General features: G+C 68.2%; 15 protein-coding genes and 2 pseudogenes. 8 read left to right on the top strand and 9 right to left on the bottom strand.

Features of this window, described 5'->3' with window-relative positions; all coding sequences use genetic code 11:
* Positions 1-24: 24 nt before the first annotated feature.
* Positions 25-627, top strand: coding sequence for a TetR/AcrR family transcriptional regulator (locus ACFY1H_RS41920; RefSeq protein ID WP_386955851.1), 603 nt, complete (start codon positions 25-27; stop codon positions 625-627).
* A 57-nt stretch (positions 628-684) separates the two neighbouring features.
* On the opposite strand, the pseudogene ACFY1H_RS41915 reads toward ACFY1H_RS41920, so the two are convergent.
* Both ACFY1H_RS41915 and ACFY1H_RS41910 read right to left on the bottom strand, forming a co-directional pair.
* Positions 685-786, bottom strand: a pseudogene (locus ACFY1H_RS41915) (RHS repeat domain-containing protein); the annotation flags it as partial.
* 832 nt (positions 787-1,618) lie between these two features.
* Positions 1,619-3,181, bottom strand: coding sequence for a metallophosphoesterase (locus tag ACFY1H_RS41910; protein ID WP_386955776.1), 1,563 nt, complete (start codon positions 3,179-3,181; stop codon positions 1,619-1,621).
* Between the two features lie 242 nt (positions 3,182-3,423).
* Between ACFY1H_RS41910 and ACFY1H_RS41905 the strand changes: the two genes are divergently transcribed.
* Positions 3,424-4,386: an MFS transporter gene (locus ACFY1H_RS41905; RefSeq protein WP_386955775.1), complete on the top strand. Its 963-nt coding sequence runs from the start codon at positions 3,424-3,426 to the stop codon at positions 4,384-4,386.
* Between the two features lie 38 nt (positions 4,387-4,424).
* Positions 4,425-4,652, top strand: a complete 228-nt coding sequence (locus ACFY1H_RS41900) for an MFS transporter (RefSeq protein ID WP_386955774.1) — start codon at positions 4,425-4,427, stop codon at positions 4,650-4,652.
* A gap of 165 nt (positions 4,653-4,817) precedes the next feature.
* Here the strand turns inward: ACFY1H_RS41900 and ACFY1H_RS41895 are convergent, their stop codons facing one another.
* The 3 genes from ACFY1H_RS41895 to ACFY1H_RS41885 are packed head-to-tail and all read right to left on the bottom strand — an operon-like array spanning position 4,818 to position 5,676.
* Complete coding sequence (locus ACFY1H_RS41895) at positions 4,818-5,021, bottom strand: hypothetical protein (protein WP_386955773.1); 204 nt, start codon at positions 5,019-5,021, stop codon at positions 4,818-4,820.
* A 20-nt stretch (positions 5,022-5,041) separates the two neighbouring features.
* Entirely contained in the window at positions 5,042-5,287 is a 246-nt protein-coding gene (locus tag ACFY1H_RS41890; protein ID WP_386955772.1) for a hypothetical protein, read from the bottom strand.
* Positions 5,284-5,676: a hypothetical protein gene (locus tag ACFY1H_RS41885; RefSeq protein ID WP_386955771.1), complete on the bottom strand. Its 393-nt coding sequence runs from the start codon at positions 5,674-5,676 to the stop codon at positions 5,284-5,286. The genes ACFY1H_RS41890 and ACFY1H_RS41885 overlap by 4 nt, the downstream gene beginning before the upstream one ends.
* A 337-nt stretch (positions 5,677-6,013) precedes the next feature.
* Here ACFY1H_RS41885 and ACFY1H_RS41880 point away from each other — a divergent pair, with 337 nt between their 5' ends.
* Complete coding sequence (locus tag ACFY1H_RS41880) at positions 6,014-6,949, top strand: S41 family peptidase (protein ID WP_386955770.1); 936 nt, start codon at positions 6,014-6,016, stop codon at positions 6,947-6,949.
* A 507-nt stretch (positions 6,950-7,456) separates the two neighbouring features.
* Here ACFY1H_RS41880 and ACFY1H_RS41875 read toward each other — a convergent pair.
* Positions 7,457-8,664, bottom strand: a pseudogene (locus ACFY1H_RS41875) (IS110 family transposase).
* A gap of 202 nt (positions 8,665-8,866) precedes the next feature.
* Between ACFY1H_RS41875 and ACFY1H_RS41870 the strand changes: the two are divergent.
* Together ACFY1H_RS41870 and ACFY1H_RS41865 are read left to right on the top strand one after the other, a co-directional pair.
* A complete protein-coding gene (locus ACFY1H_RS41870) occupies positions 8,867-9,250 on the top strand; it encodes a hypothetical protein (protein WP_386955769.1) in 384 nt (127 codons plus the stop codon).
* Positions 9,251-9,964: 714 nt separating this feature from the next.
* Entirely contained in the window at positions 9,965-10,294 is a 330-nt protein-coding gene (locus tag ACFY1H_RS41865) for a hypothetical protein (protein WP_386955768.1), read from the top strand.
* A gap of 403 nt (positions 10,295-10,697) precedes the next feature.
* Here ACFY1H_RS41865 and ACFY1H_RS41860 read toward each other — a convergent pair whose 3' ends face one another.
* The 3 genes from ACFY1H_RS41860 to ACFY1H_RS41850 form a co-directional block, all read right to left on the bottom strand.
* Entirely contained in the window at positions 10,698-11,498 is an 801-nt protein-coding gene (locus ACFY1H_RS41860) for a DUF3592 domain-containing protein (protein WP_386955767.1), read from the bottom strand.
* A gap of 162 nt (positions 11,499-11,660) precedes the next feature.
* Positions 11,661-12,179, bottom strand: coding sequence for a hypothetical protein (locus ACFY1H_RS41855; protein ID WP_386955766.1), 519 nt, complete (start codon positions 12,177-12,179; stop codon positions 11,661-11,663).
* Positions 12,180-12,238: 59 nt separating this feature from the next.
* Positions 12,239-12,376, bottom strand: a complete 138-nt coding sequence (locus ACFY1H_RS41850; RefSeq protein WP_386955765.1) for a hypothetical protein — start codon at positions 12,374-12,376, stop codon at positions 12,239-12,241.
* 973 nt (positions 12,377-13,349) lie between these two features.
* Between ACFY1H_RS41850 and ACFY1H_RS41845 the strand changes: the two genes are divergently transcribed.
* Together ACFY1H_RS41845 and ACFY1H_RS41840 are read left to right on the top strand one after the other, a co-directional pair.
* On the top strand, positions 13,350-13,496 hold the full coding sequence (locus ACFY1H_RS41845) for a hypothetical protein (protein ID WP_386955764.1): 147 nt from the start codon (positions 13,350-13,352) through the stop codon (positions 13,494-13,496).
* A complete protein-coding gene (locus ACFY1H_RS41840; RefSeq protein WP_386955763.1) occupies positions 13,493-14,293 on the top strand; it encodes a hypothetical protein in 801 nt (266 codons plus the stop codon). Before ACFY1H_RS41845 ends, ACFY1H_RS41840 begins: the two co-directional genes overlap by 4 nt.
* Positions 14,294-14,494: the final 201 nt, after the last annotated feature.

Here is a 14,494-nt window from a genome sequence, read left to right as displayed (position 1 = left end):
ATCTGCTGTCACTATGCTGGGACCATGGCTCGTTGGGAGGGCAACACTCGTGAGCGGCTCGAGCGCGCCGCGTTGGAGTTGTTCCGCGATCAGGGCTACGACCGCACGTCGGTGGCGCAGATCGCCAAGCACGCCGGTTTGACCGAGCGATCGTTCTACCGCTGGTTCACCGACAAGCGGGAGGTGCTCTTCGCCGGCGACGAGCTGCAGGCCTGTCTGGAAGCGGGCATCGCGGAGGTGACCGCGGGAACCGGCGCGCTCGCGACACTGATGGCCGCGTTCACCGCCGTGCCCGAGGTACTGCGTCCGCGCGAACTGCTGATCGAGCTGCGCGCCGTCATCGCGGCCAACCCGCCGCTGCGGGAACGCAGCCTGATCAAGGAAGCGATGCTGTCCGAAGTGACCGCGGCGGCGCTGCGCCGCCGTGGCCATGACGAGCAGACCGCGCGGCTGGCCACGTCTCTCGGCATGGCGATCCTGGGGTCGGCCACCAGGCGATGGGTGCTCGGCGAAGAGGCCGACTTCGCCACCCTGCTGGCCGACAGCGCCGCCGACCTCCTCGCTGTCGCCGCCGACCTGCCACCGGCCCACACCCCGACCGGCCACGCGCCACGCAAGGGGAGGTAGCGGGAGACTGGCGACACCTCGGTCCGTCGATCTCGCCGATGCAAACGGATCCAGCAACGAGGTGAGCCGGTCGGCCGCGTCGTAGCCGTAGGTCGTGGTGCCACCCGGGTCGGTCATCATCTTGAGGTTCGTGGCCGGGTCGTAGGTGTAGGAGAGCACCTCGTTCGGGGTGGTGCCGTCGGTGCGGGTGTCGGTGCGCAGCAGGCGGCGCGTCGCGGCTCGCTGCCAGGCCCCGCTCGTCCTCGGCGATATGGCGCCGCCGATTCGACCCTAGAAAGCAGATTCGTCCTTACCTGCTTCGAGCTCTTACGATCTGCGTGAAAGCACCGCTCACAATGAATACTAAAAACACAACCACAAAGGTTGCAACTCCAGAGAAAATTAGTCTTTGCGGGATTCTAGTAAATGTCATGAGAATCAAAAAATATCACATAAAGCACTGGTGTGGAAATCACTGTGGATGTCCACAACCTGGTCCACGAACTGCTGCCCACCGACGCCGGACGCGCCCAGTTTGGCGTAACTGCTGCCTGCCGCGACCAGGTATTCCGTGTATCCCCAGGTCAGCGTTAGAACTACGGATCAGAAGGTCAGGGGTTCGAATCCTTCGGGCGCACGTCTGGTTGAGACAATGAGAAACCCTCCTGTTGACTACGGGAGCCGCAACGTCGTCGAACGCCGCTCACCTGGTCAAACAATGTCGCGTCGAGGCCTGCAGTAGCGACGGCGTCTGCTTGACCACCTGCCCTGCGTTGCGCGACGTGGACAAGATCGCGGGAAGCGCCACGCTGCCGTTCTGGTAGTGCGATCAAGTCCGGTCGAGTCAGTCCTACAGGTGCGCGGCCAGCCGGATCCGCCGGCCCAGGACGTCCGCGAGGTCGATCGAGAAATCTTTCGTTGGTGATCGGGAAGAGCGGAACCCTTACCAGGCCGAAGCGGTCGAGATCGCGGACGTCCGAGCGGGGCTGTAGCACATATCCCGCAGGACGCATCAACCGCGCGAGCGGGCCCCGGCGCGTTCGGGCCGCCGGAGGCCGGAGAGATCGACCTTCTTGACGATGTTGCGGTCCACCACGTTGTTCCCCAGCGCGAACTGACCCCAGCTGCCTGCGAGCTCCTGACGGCTGCGCTCGCTCCACTCGCGGGCCAGGTCGCTGCGCGACTTGTGGAAGTTCAGTGCGAACCCCTCGCTGTGCAGCCGGAGGATCGAGAAGCCGCCCGGGTACTCCTTGGCCGCGGCGACCTCCTGCAGGGTCACCCGCGGTGCGGTCGGGCTGACGGTGTGGTGGTTGCGGTGAGTGTGTCCCGCGTGGTGGAGGAAGACGCCCGGAGTCTTCGCGTAGGTCTCCAGGATCGACGCGGCCTGGGCGGCGTCCAGCGAACTGCTCGACTTGATCGGCCTCGACGACTCCTGGACGACGAGCGGGTGGTGACCGAACACGAGGGTCGGCTGCTCCTTGTGCTCGGCCAGGTCCTTCATGAACCAGGCGTACTGCTCCGCCGCCAGGGCACCCGCGTCGCCTCCGCCACCGGCCTTGTCGTACGTGTCGAGTCCGATCACGTGCAGACCGGAGAGATCGGTCGAGTAGAAGGCGATCTCGTCGTCGGGGAAGTAGCGGTCCTGGAAGCAGTCGTTGCCCTGCCAGCGACCGACCCGGCAGTTCGCGTATGGGTCACCGACGTGTGCCCGGTCGTGGTTGCCGCGCGTGACGAAGTAGTCCTCGCGGTACTTGCCGAACCGGTCGAGCAACTGACCGGCTCGGCTGAGATCGCCGGGTACGGCCTCGGCGGAGATGTCACCCGCGGCCAGGAGATAGGTCGGGTCGAAGCTCCGGACGTCGCGCACCAGGGATTCGAGCATGACCTCGGGATACGGCGGCTCGCCCGGGACCTGGACGATCGGGATGACCGACGGGTCCCCGCCGACGAGCCCCGCCTGCGTCTCGCCCATGTGCAGGTCGTTGCACAGCACCACGGAGAAGAGGTAGCGCCCCGGCGGCGGCTGCGGCGTGGTGAACGAGAATGGGCCGCCCGGCGTTCCGAGGCCGTGGTCGTTGGTGCCGACGGCGTTGCCGGCGATGAGCGTGAACACCATGGGGGCGGCCAGCTTCCCGTGGGAGCGCGCCTGGTAGTAGTACGTCTGCCCCGGCTCCAAGTCGGTCAGCTCGACGTGGTGGTAGGGGGTAAATGGACCACTCTGGCCGACGACGCGGTTGAGCCGGTGGGGGTTGGTGCCGTACCAGACCTCACCGTCGGCGGGCAGCGGCACCATTCTGCCCGTGCCATCGTTCGTGCCGGCCTCGCCGGTGTACCAGGTCACCACGGCCCGGTCTTCCGTCAGTGTCACCAGTTCCAAGTTGACTGGCACGACTTCGCCGGTCCCGGCAGCGCCGGTGGACGCGGAGCTTCGAGCGGGATCGACCACACTTGCCAGCGGTATGGCTGCAGCCGCGATCGCGCTCCAGCGAAGAATGTCTCGACGGGTCACATCACAACCAGGCACGCACAGCCTCCGGAATGTCTCCCCGGTCCGAGTCGCCGGGGTCGTCAACATCGCACCTCATGAGGCTGTGGCCTGAAAAGAACCACCGCCGTGAACACCTTGTGTCGAGGTCGGATCGTCGACACGAACACCGTCGCTTGTCAATGACACACAGTCCGGCTTGTAGACAACACGTCGTGCCAGTCGGTCAGGCCTGGATCAGCGTCGTTAAGTACAAGTTGATCCGAACAAACTCAGTTTTATTGCCGAACACGAAGCACCTCTGCCAAGGTGGCTTCTGTGGCGAACGAGGGGTGGCCACCCGCCGCGGTGGCCTGCTGCGTACGAGGGACTTCCGGCGGCTGTGGCTCGCCGACGCGCTGAGCCAGGTCGGCAGCCGCATCGACTTCCTGGCGGTTCCGTTGCTGGCCACGACCGTGTTGTCGGCTTCGGTGGTCGAGGTGTCACTGCTGAGAACACTCGCGACGCTGCCCTACCTGGTGCTCGGGCTGCAGGTCGGCGCGTGGTGCGACCGGATCCGACAGCGGCCCGTGCTGGTGGCCGCCGACCTCGGCCGCGCGGTGCTGATCGGATCGATCCCGGTCGCGGCGGTGGCGCAGGTGCTCACGCTCTGGCACCTCTTCGTGGTCGTCCTGCTCGCGGGTGTACTCGGGGTGTTCTTCGACGTCGCGCACCAGACGTACGTGCCGCACCTCGTCGCGCGCGCCGACCTGCCCGAGGCCAACGCGCGGCTGCAGACCAACGCATCCGTCGCCGCGGTCGCGGGGCCGAGCCCGGCCGGCGTGGTGATCCAGTACCTCGGCTACGCCGGCGCGATGGCCGCCGACGCCCTGTCCCACCTGTGGTCGGCCCTCTGGTTGCGTCGCATGGAAACTCCGGACGCGCCTGGCGAACGGTCCGGCCGCAGCCTCCACCAACAGATCGCCGAAGGGCTGAAAGCCGTGCTCGGCGACGCGATCATCCGTGCCATCACCTTGCACGGCACGGTCTCGTGCCTGTTCCAGTCGATGTTCATGGCCATCAGCGTTGTGTTCCTCAGCCGTGACCTCGGGCTGTCGCCGGTCGCGATTGGATTGCTCAGCACGGTTTCCCTCACCGGCGCGCTGGTGGCGAGTGCCGTCGCGAGGCCGCTCGAGCGGCGGATCGGGGCGGCGCGCGCGCTGAACGCGGCGCCGTCGTCTACGGGGGCTCGTTCCTGCTCTACGCGTTCACCACGCCCGGCTGGGGTTTGGCCTGGTATGTCGCCGGCGGGGTAGGCGCGGGATTCGGGATCATCCTCATCAACGTCTACGCTGTGAGCTTCCGCCAGGCAGCCACCCCGCGCAGGCTGCTCGGCCGCGTCAACTCGGTGTCGACGACGTTGATCCGCGGCATGGCGCCCCTCGGCAGTCTGGCCGGCGGCGTGCTCGCCGAGGTGACGAACATGCGGACCACGCTGTACGTCGTCGGCGTCGGACTGCTGCTGTCGACGGCGATCCTGCTCTTGTCGCCGCTGCGGCGGCTCAGGGACCTGCCGGAGTGACCGTGCGGAGGCCGTCGGTGCCCGCCAAGTGGCATCTCAGCCTGACCGCCGTGAACCAGGACCTGCTGCGGGTCGGCCGAATCCGCCCATCGACGCCGGACACGCCCAGTTGGGCGTAACTGCTGCCTGCCGCGCCCAGGCGTTCCGTTTATCCCCAGGTCAGCGTTAGAAGAACGCCTGTCCGTCGGTTGTGCGGTGGCGGTCGACCGAGGCCACGTACAGCGACTCCCCCTGGCGGAGGCGTTCCGCCGGATTGTGGCTCTGTGGTTCGATCGACGACAGAAGTTGTAAGTCTGTCTCGGCGAGAGCTTCGACAAGTTGCTCGGGCATCGTCCGGTGTTCAGGATGGGCCGGGTCGTCCAGCGACACCCGTACTCTCGTGTCGCGCCTCAGGAAATCCTCAGCGAGGCGTTCGGCAGGCCGGCCGCGGAGACTGCTTCTACCGTCCGAGATTTCAACTCGGCGGCACTGCGTGGGTCGACTTCCCGCGCAGCCTGGTAGATGGTGCGGGCGAGGGCCTTCGCCGCATCGAGCGAAGCATCGACGTGTATGACGTATGGCCCTGAAGTGATCGTGTCCGTGACCGGATCATAGCCAAAGTGCGCGTACTTGCTCGCCACCTCCCGCGCGGTCACCCCAGCCCTGACCTCCTTGTTCTGTGGTCATCGCCGGCCCCGCGGGCCCACTCGTCGAAGTGCACCAGCGCGTTACGCATCTGGGAGATACCAGGCACTGCATAGTCGAACTGCACCCGGGCGCGGCTGAGCGTGGCGATCACACTCTGCTCCATGCCGAGCGCCCGTAGCGCCGTCTGCTGCAGGTTCTCGGCCACGCGTAGCTGCCACAGAGCCACAACGAGCTGGCGCGCGTCGATTTGGCGGCTGCTGAAGCCCGACCGGTAGTCGTCGCCGTCGCGGATGCGAAGCCTGTTCAACGCGGCGCAACGTAGCCACCATTCGGCCTCGGAGACGGCGATCGCGTAAGGGTTGTCCGCAGGCGACCAGCCGCTAGTGGGATTTGACACCCTGGCGTTGTCGTCAGCGCACCCAGCGCACGCCAACATCGCTTCGGACAACCATCCGGCGGGCCGCGGCCCGAACTGGTCGGCAATGAACGGTGCCTACGGAAGTTGATCAATGGGTGCCAAGATGGGTGCGAAACGACGTCTAAACCATTCACCCGAAGCAGCGGAGACAACAATAGCGTCATTCTGACCAGCAGGTGACGTCGGAGCTGGTGCTGACCAGCGCTTTTGCACGGCGGTGGTCAGGGCAACCTGAACCCGGCGTGCACACCGGTCCTGATGGCAGGATGGTGTCCCTGGGGGTGGGCGAATGCGTCGGTGGTCGGTGCTCGTTGTCGTGCTGCTGGTGGTCGGTGCTGGGCTCACGGCGGCGGCGCCGGTGCCTGTGTGGTCGACGCCGCAGAGGTATCTCATCGGGGCGCTGAACCTGCTGCGGCTGCATTCGATGGACCGGGACCGGGTGGACTGGCCGCGAGCGGAGGCGGAGGCCGTGCGTCGGGCGGCGGATGTTACGACGCCGGCGGGGACGTATTCGGTGATCCGGCAGGTGATCGCCGAGCTCGGGAACCCGCACACGATGCTGCTCGGCCCGGCGAGTGCGCGGGCACCGTTGCCGGCCTCGATCGACGTGCCGCGGAGTCATGCGTCGCATGGCGTGGCTGTGATAAGGGTGCCCGGATTCGTCGCTGATCCGGCGGGGGAGCGACGGTATGTCGCGGCGGGAGTGGCAGCGCTTCAGGCGGTCGAGGGGCAGGCGACGTGCGGCTGGGTCGTCGACCTGCGCGACGACACCGGCGGCAACATGTGGCCGATGCTCACCGTGTTGGCGCCACTGCTCGGTGAGGGCGTGGTGGGCTCGTTCACTGGGCCCGGAGTCGCGCCGATGACGTGGTCGGTGCGCGACGGCCGGGCGCTACTCAACGGGTCAGCTCTCGCCGCGGAGACCAACTCGGTGCGGCTGACCCGGCCGCGGCCGCCGATCGCCGTGCTCACCTCGAAGCTCACTGTGAGCTCGGGTGAAGCGACGCTCGTGGCGTTCCGGGGCATGCCGGGCGTTGAGACGTTCGGCGCGCCTACCGGGGGTGCTGCCAGTGGCAATGAGGTCTTCAACCTGAGCGACGGCGCGGAGCTGCTCATCACAAGCGTCGTCGACGTCGATCGCATGGGACGGGTCTACGGAAACGCGCCGATCGAGCCGGACCATCCGGTGCCTCCCGCCGACGCGGAGGCCGTTGCCTCGCAATGGGTGCGTGCGCAGGGTCGCTGTGGCTAGTGAGCAGTCACAGTAAACGAGGTCAGAGGTACCGCGCCGGCTGCAAAACGATGCCCGGATGTAGAACAAAGGCCCTCGCGGCCGCCGTCGGCATCGCGCCGTCCACACCCAAGGGTGCCGGCGTATGTCCCTTCCGCCAGTGTTGCTTAGCTCCGACGGCAGCGGCTCCGGCCCGCGCAACGGTCGTCTCCACGGTACGTCGCGGCTAGGCAGGCTGGTGTAACAGCTACGAGGAACGGGGGGCGGAAGGGCTTTCCGAGTTCGTGAACTTAGCGACTGGGCAGGTGCACTGCCGCCCGCTGCCGGTACTGAGCAGGCGCTATTCGCGGGATTCGGATATAGGAGCCTGCCCGTGGCGGACTCCCACGAGTTCAGGAATTCCGAAGGTTCCGCATAGGGGTGTCCCGTTCGCTCGAACCTTTCGGTGTCCGGACCTACTTTTCGGGACTGGCTTCGACTGTCCGGGCTTACTTTTCGGATGTGGTTGCGGGGGTCCCTATGTGGTTGTCAAGCCGCAGTGGCAACGGGGGCTGGTTCGGGGTGGCGGTAGTGGGTGCCGTTGCGGAGCATGGCGTAGAGGACGTCGCAGCGTCGGCGGGCCAGGCAGATCAGAGCGGCGTTGTGCTTCTTGCCTTCGGCTCGTTTGCGGTCGTAGTAGGCCCTGCTGGTCGGGTCGGCGAGGGCCGCGAATGCGGCCAGGAAGAACGCCCGTTTCAGCTTCCTGTTGCCGGTCCGAGGCGGATGCTCGCCCTTGATGCTGGTGCCGGAGCTGCGGGTGACCGGAGCAATGCCGGCGTAGGCCGCCAGATGCCCGGAACTGGCGAAGTTCGAGGCGTCACCGATCTCCAGCAGGATGCGGGCTGCGGTCCTGACCCCGATGCCGGGCATCGAAGTCAGGACCCCGGCAAGAGGGTGTGCATCGAGTATCCCCTCAACTTGCTCAGCGACGTCTTTGCGTTGCTGGAGAACGGTTTTGAGGCTTTCCGCGAGCCGCGGCAGGACTGTGTCGGCGGCTGCGGTGCCCGGGACCGGGACGGTCTGCTCGGCCAGCGCGGTCATGATCGCCTCGACCAGCTGCTCGCCCATGCGAGGCGCGTGGACCTTCGCGATCGCGGTCAGTTTGCGGCGGCCGGCCTTGGCGATCCCGGCCGGACCGCCGCAACGGGAGAGGATTTCCAGCACGGCTGGGTGGCTGATCCGCGGGCCGATGGCGCGTTCGAGGGCGGAGTGGATGCCGGTGAGCAGACCGCGCGGATCCTGTTGCTGATCCGGGTGGCCTCGCCGGCGAGGTCGTCGTCGAACCCGACCAGCCCCTCCAGCTCGGCCAGGGCCTCGTCGCCGACGTCGACCGGGCGCAACGTGTGAGGCAGCGAGCGGGCGGCGTCGGCGATGATGAACGCGTCCCGGGCATCGGTTTTGGCGCGGCCGGGGTAGAGGTCGGCGATGCGGCGCATCGCCAGGCCGGGCAGGTAGGCGACCTGATGACCGGCCGCGCGGGCGACTTTGACGGGCAGTGCCCCGATCGTGGCGGGCTGGTCGACCACGACCAGCAGCGGTCCGTGCTGGGCGAGTTTGTCGAACAGGGCTCGCAGTTCCGGTTCGGTGTTGGGCAGCGGCCCGTCATGCAGCCGATTACCCTCCGGGTCGAGGCCGACTGCGTGATGGGCTTCCTTGCCGACATCCAGGCCGAGGAACATCCCGAAGCTGCTGCTCATCCACCAGCCGTTTCGTTCGTCGCGTCGTGGTCACCGGGTTGGGCATCGATGGCCGGCACCCACGTTACGACGAGACCTACCAGTTGGTGGCCGTGTCCCTATCAGCGGTCCCTCGATGCCACCAGACTCGGTGACACCACCCCCCCGGATCATGGATTCGACTGGGGGCGTTAGTCATGCCGGGCCTGGTGACCACAGCTCCTTGATCAGGAACTACGAAAAAGGTAACGGGGCGTTCGGCGCAGGGAGAGTGCGCTCCGGAACGAGCCCAGGGACATACCCTGACGTCGAAGTCATTTTCATACAGTGGGGGGCTGGGTACGCGGACTCCGTGGCAGGCGCGGTCGACCGGATGGTCCACCGCGGATGTGACCTCGTCGAGCTGATCGAGTTCCTCCGGGCGCACGAAACGTTTCGGCTGTCTCCGCTGAACCTCATGCGGATCCTGGACGACGCGGCGGGAATCCCGTGGACGATCACACGAGCGGAGTTCGGGTCGATGTTCGATCCCGACCTCCGCCCGCTCACCTCACAGACGGAAATCGAAGCCCGCTGGCAGGCCGTCCTCCACGCGCGACGGACATGAGCAGACCTCGCTGGGGCGCCCCGGGACTCGCCGACGTCCAGCAACCGGCGTTTCGCGGCGGCACCTATCGAAAGTCCCGCGAACCGCTCGCGAGGTTCTTGAGGTCGAGCGGGGTGACCTGATCAGCCACGGGGGAGACCGTGCCCTGTCCGACGTGGGCGATGCCGCGCACGAGCAGTGCCGGGCTGTTCAGCCACAGCTGCCGGTGCCGACGCCACACCGTTGACCGAACTACGGGGCGACACGCCATGGGGTTGGCCGTGGCCGTCGTCGACGCGGACCTGCGTCGATTTGGTGTGCCGCAGGGCTGCGCCCTGCGGGTTTTCCGCTATGGAGCGTGCCGTGCGGTTCGCTCCGGTGGTTGTGGGCCATCCGGCTGTTGACATCGGGAATGTTGGTGTCCGTGATTTGATGCTGATACGGGGTGTTCACGCTGGTGGTCCTTTTTCCGGTCATGGCCGATGAGGTGCGGTGTTCGTGGCCCTGGCGCCTCGGCCCGGGACTGTCTTCGGAGGTTCCCGAGGCGTGTCATCGTGTGGTCGGTTACCGCGGTTTCGCCGCTGTCGTTCTCGCCGGTGGCGGGGTGATCGTGACCGGTGGTGTGGCTCTGGCCGCGACGTGTTCCGAGTCGGTCTGCCGCTGCCTCATGCGAGTTGCACCCCGGGCACCTACAACCCGGACGTCACCCAGTCGAATATCCACTCCACGATCTGCGTGTCCGGCTGGACCGCTACGGTGCGCCCGCCCACCTCCTACACCAACCCGTTGAAGGTCCGGGGCATCGCCGACTACGGCTACAGCGACACCAGCCTCGCCGACTACGAGGAAGACCACATGGTCCCGCTCGAGCTGGGCGGCGCCCCGCGGGATCCGAAGAACCTGTGGCCCGAGCCGTACTCCGGTACCCAGACCGCCCATACCAAGGACGGCACCGAAACCAAGCTCAAGAACGCCGTCTGCGCCGGCACCATCACCCTGTCGGCCGCCCGCTCGGCGATCAAGAACAACTGGACCACCGCCCTGCAGGTCGCTGGCATTGGCTGAGTCCCCTCATTCGTGGGCAGCCACGCCTGACGTGTGAGCTGCTGCTGCCCGCCGGGCTTGGGACACCCGGGCGGGCGGCAGCCCCGGTGAACGGTCACTGAAAGTCGCGGGACGTTCTGCGCCACCATGGTCCCGACCCTGGACGGCGGTTGCCACTTCTTCGACGACGACCCCTACCTGCACCAGCCCTGGCATCCCGAGCACGCTTACCACTTCGACGAGCACGGCCAGGCTCGACCGTGGCGTCGCGGTCCGGCTCGAGCGCCTGGGCCGGATGCGTGACTGCGTCCGGATCGTCCCTGACCAGTTCACCATCGCCGGCGACCTGCCCCCGCTGGACGGCTGACGTGCCGAACCCTGCGAGCGTCGGCTGTAGCACGTCGACGTATTCCGCCGCGTGGGGTCAGCTGCGGTTTCCGGTGTCCTGGGTGGTGGCGCGAACCGGGATGGCGTAGTGGTTCTCGCCGCGCGGCACCACGAGCACGAGGCGGGCGTTCTTGCCGCCGACCCACCCGCGGGTGGGCGCCGACGCCGTGAGGAATTGGTAGTGCGGGCGCAGCGCGGTGACGATTTTGACGGTCGTGGGCTCGCGGCCGGCGGGCCGCAGGATCAACGTGTGGTTGCCGAACGGCGTGACCTTCACCGCTCGCCATCCGGAGCGTGCGGCGAGGTGGCGGCGCCGGGCCAGGCGCACCGGGTACGCGACCGCCCAGGCGAGCGGGGCCAGCTCGACGATGGTCAAGATGATCAACCCTCCGGCCCACGTGTCGTCACCGTTGGGGTTGTCGGCGGTGCGCACGTGCAGGGGATCGGCCGGGTCGTAGTACACGGTCAGGACTTCGCCGACGTGGTGGGAAGTGCTGCCTTGGTAGAAGATCACGCCTCGGACGCCGGCGTAGTCCACGACGAAGTAGGGGCTGTTGCCGCGGCCCGGGGGGTCGTCCATCACGGAGTCCACTCGCGCGGGCGCCCGAACGCCGTCGACGAGCAGCCGGTCCGACCAGCGCAGCAGCAGGATCGCCCCGACGATTGTGGCGGCCGTCAGGAGTGCCCCCGCCACCGCGGCGAGCACCGCCCGGTGCAGGCGCGCGCGGACCGCGCGGTCCAAGGTCGCCGGGTCCGGCTTCGGCCGCCGGCCGGTGCGGGCTCTGAGAGGTTCGTCGTCCTGTCGGTCCGGGCTGTCGCCCGCGGTCCCCAGATCCATCAGGAGAGAGTACGACCGGGAAATCGCGCTCCACCAGCGAAAAAGCTGCGATCCAGAACACCCGGGCGACCGATGGTCCGTGCCACCGTCCGCCATCGAGGCACTACCGCGCGGCGCGTGGGTGGTCTGCCGGGGCTCGGGTCGGTTCCCGGCCGATTCTGGTCAGTCCCAGCAGTTGAACAGCAGTTCGCCCAGGGTGGCGGGCCGCCAGTGGCTAACCTGGGTGCGTTCGGCCCGGGCGAGGTTCGCCAAGTCCAGCTCCTCGACCGGCGTCGCGAGTTCGAGTTGGCCGAGCACCCGGAACCCGGCCAGGGCGAATTGCCCCGCCCAGTCCGGCGGCTCATCGAAAGTCCGTGGCGACTCCCATCCTTGCGGTGGTGCCGACGGAAACGCGACCGCGGTGAGGTGGGCGTGGCACAGGACCGTGCGGGACCATCCGGGGCCGGTGATCGTGACCGCGTGGAAGGTCGCCATTGCGAGGCGGGTTACGACACCGACGTGGCCGCCGGCGGTCCTCGCCGCTGTGAAGCAGGCCGCGCGGAAGCGGGTCAGGTCCGTGCTGGGCAACGGTTGCGCACCCGCGTCCCGAAAGCCCGTCGCGCCCCGGTCGACGCGCCACGGCGGGCCGTCGGTCAGGACGGCCGGTGCCTCCAGATGCTCGGGGTTCTTGCGCGCTGCCACGCTGGAATCCTGCCACGCCGGTGCACCATGGGCAGCCGCTCGCCATCCGCGACGAACGGTCACCGAAAATCGCGCGACGTCGCCGCGAGGCTCTTGAGGTCCAGCGGGGTGACCTGATCGGCGACGAGCGACACGGTGCCCTGCCCGACCTGCCCGACCTGCGCGATGCCGCGCACCAGCAGCGCCGGACTGCTCAACCACAGCCGCCGGTGTCGGCGCCAGACCGTTGACCGGACCAGGGCTCACCAGATCATTCCGATCACCTCGGAGGACGGCCGGATCATGACCTTCTCACAGTGGTATCGGGTGGAAGTCCTCAGCTGGCAGGCTCGGCTCTACCGGAGCGGCGGCCAGGCATAAAGACCACCGAGCAACCAGGAACGGTGGGGGAGAAGACGCCACGAGTGGCTCGCGACAGGCACCTGCGACCGTCGCGGGAGTCCCCGCCGACGGGAACGAGTCCGTACACGGTCTCGGGCGGTGGTGCAGCCGGCATCGCTAGGACAGCCAAGTCCGTGCGGTGTCGGGCACGCAGGAGCTGGCTCGACCGTCGCCTGGGGGTGGTTGGCTCCCCCATCAACGATGACGGCATCGACGCTGCGGTCACCGAGGCCCCCGGCGTTTCAGCGTGGCCGATCTGTTCCGCCACGGTCGCGGCGAGGCGCCGTACGCGGTGCCCGCCCGGGTCGTCGGCACGCGTGCGGCGGACTGAACAAACGCGGGGGAAGGTCGTTCGGTTGCCTCCGGCCCCGGTGTTCTCCGTCGCAGGATTTTCCCTGGTGGAGCCCCATTTCTGCGCCGTAAACTCAGGAAATGGAGCTGGGGATGGCGAACGAGGAAGGCGACAGGCCCGAACGGGCCGCCGACGACGGTGAACCACTGCTACCCGCCACAAGGCGGGCCGGCGGGCGCGCAACCGTCTGCGGGCGCACGAGCCGGCCCGGGAGGATCGGGCGCGCCGCGGGCCGACGGAGTCCGCGGTGGGGGACAGGGCGCTGTCCCTGCGGTTCTGGCGGGCCGCGGCGTTGTGGTTCCTGGTCGTGCCAGGGGCACCGGTCGGGATCTCGCGGCTGTGCGACGCGTCGGACGCGTTGCTGGAGAACGGTTTCACCGCGTCCGGCGAGATCCTCGCCGTGCACACGCCACGGCGCGGGACGCCCGGCCGTCACCGTGGCCTACCTCGCGGGGGACGTGTACGAGGAGCAGAAGATCAACCGCGACTCCGGCGCCGCGCGGGTGGCGGGTGACGGCCGCAGCCCGGCCGCGTACGCAGCCGGGGTGCGCGTCCCGCGCGGTTCGAAGTGGACCACTCGGTGACGCGGCGACCGGTCGGCAAACGCTCGCGGCGCGAGCTCCTGTTCCCGGCGGACCGCAGCGCGCCCGAAGACGGGGAGCCCTGGCTTCCGCCCGGCGACGACGCCCGCCCGGACGGCCGTTTCCGCGTGCTGTCCTGGCTGGCCCGTCGTGCGGGCTGGGCCGTGGCCGGTGTGGTCGCGGCTGCCGGCGTGCTGGCCGCCGGAATCGTTCTGCTCGGGATCGAAGAAGACGCGGCGGCCAGGGCGCACGCGAACGACCTCACGGTGTACGGCGTGGTGGTGTGGCTCGCCGACCGGCACTTCGAGGTGTCCTACCCGGGCTCGGACGGTCCGCACGTAGTCGACTTTCCCTACCGCAAGACGGAACACCTCGGCATCGGCGACCGGATCGAGGTGACCTACGACCAGACCGAGCCCGCTGCCGCGCGCCGGGCCGACGACTCCGTCCTGGACCCGCTCGGTGGCACGATCGCCTACGGCCTGATGTTCGGCGGACTCGGCGGCGGGCCGGTCGCCGCCTGGTTCGCCGTGATCTGGTGGCGTCGCCGCCGGGCGGTGCTCAAGACGGGCTGGCGCGCGGCCACACTGGACTTCGGTGAACCCGGCGTCACCCACGCCACGTACACCGACGGCAGTCACCTGCGGCTGCGGCCCGCCCGCGGGTTGTCCGAGCGGTACGCGCGGCTCGGCGCTCGCCGGCGCGGCGGGTTCCTGGCGGGCGAGGGCAACCGGATGGTCCTGCTCGTGCCCGGGCTCGACCCGGTCGACGTGCAGGCCGTGAGCACCCGGTGGGTCTAGTCGAGCCCGAGGTCGCCGGTCAAGTAGCTGCAAGTATCCCGGTATCTGTTGCACCGCGCTGCCGGTGATCAAGACGTCGTACTCGGGCTCGTGCACCTGCTCGCCGTACACGACCCGGCGCGGCTTCGGGAACCGACACTCCACGCAGCCGCGGTGTCGTCGGGCAGGTCTTGCAGCAGGGCACGGGGGCGTGCCTCGTCG

This window comes from Amycolatopsis sp. NPDC001319, assembly GCF_042896185.1.
Taxonomy (GTDB): domain Bacteria; phylum Actinomycetota; class Actinomycetes; order Mycobacteriales; family Pseudonocardiaceae; genus Amycolatopsis.
The sequence above is the reverse complement of the archived record's forward strand: the minus strand, read 5'-3'. Positions and strand labels throughout refer to the sequence as shown.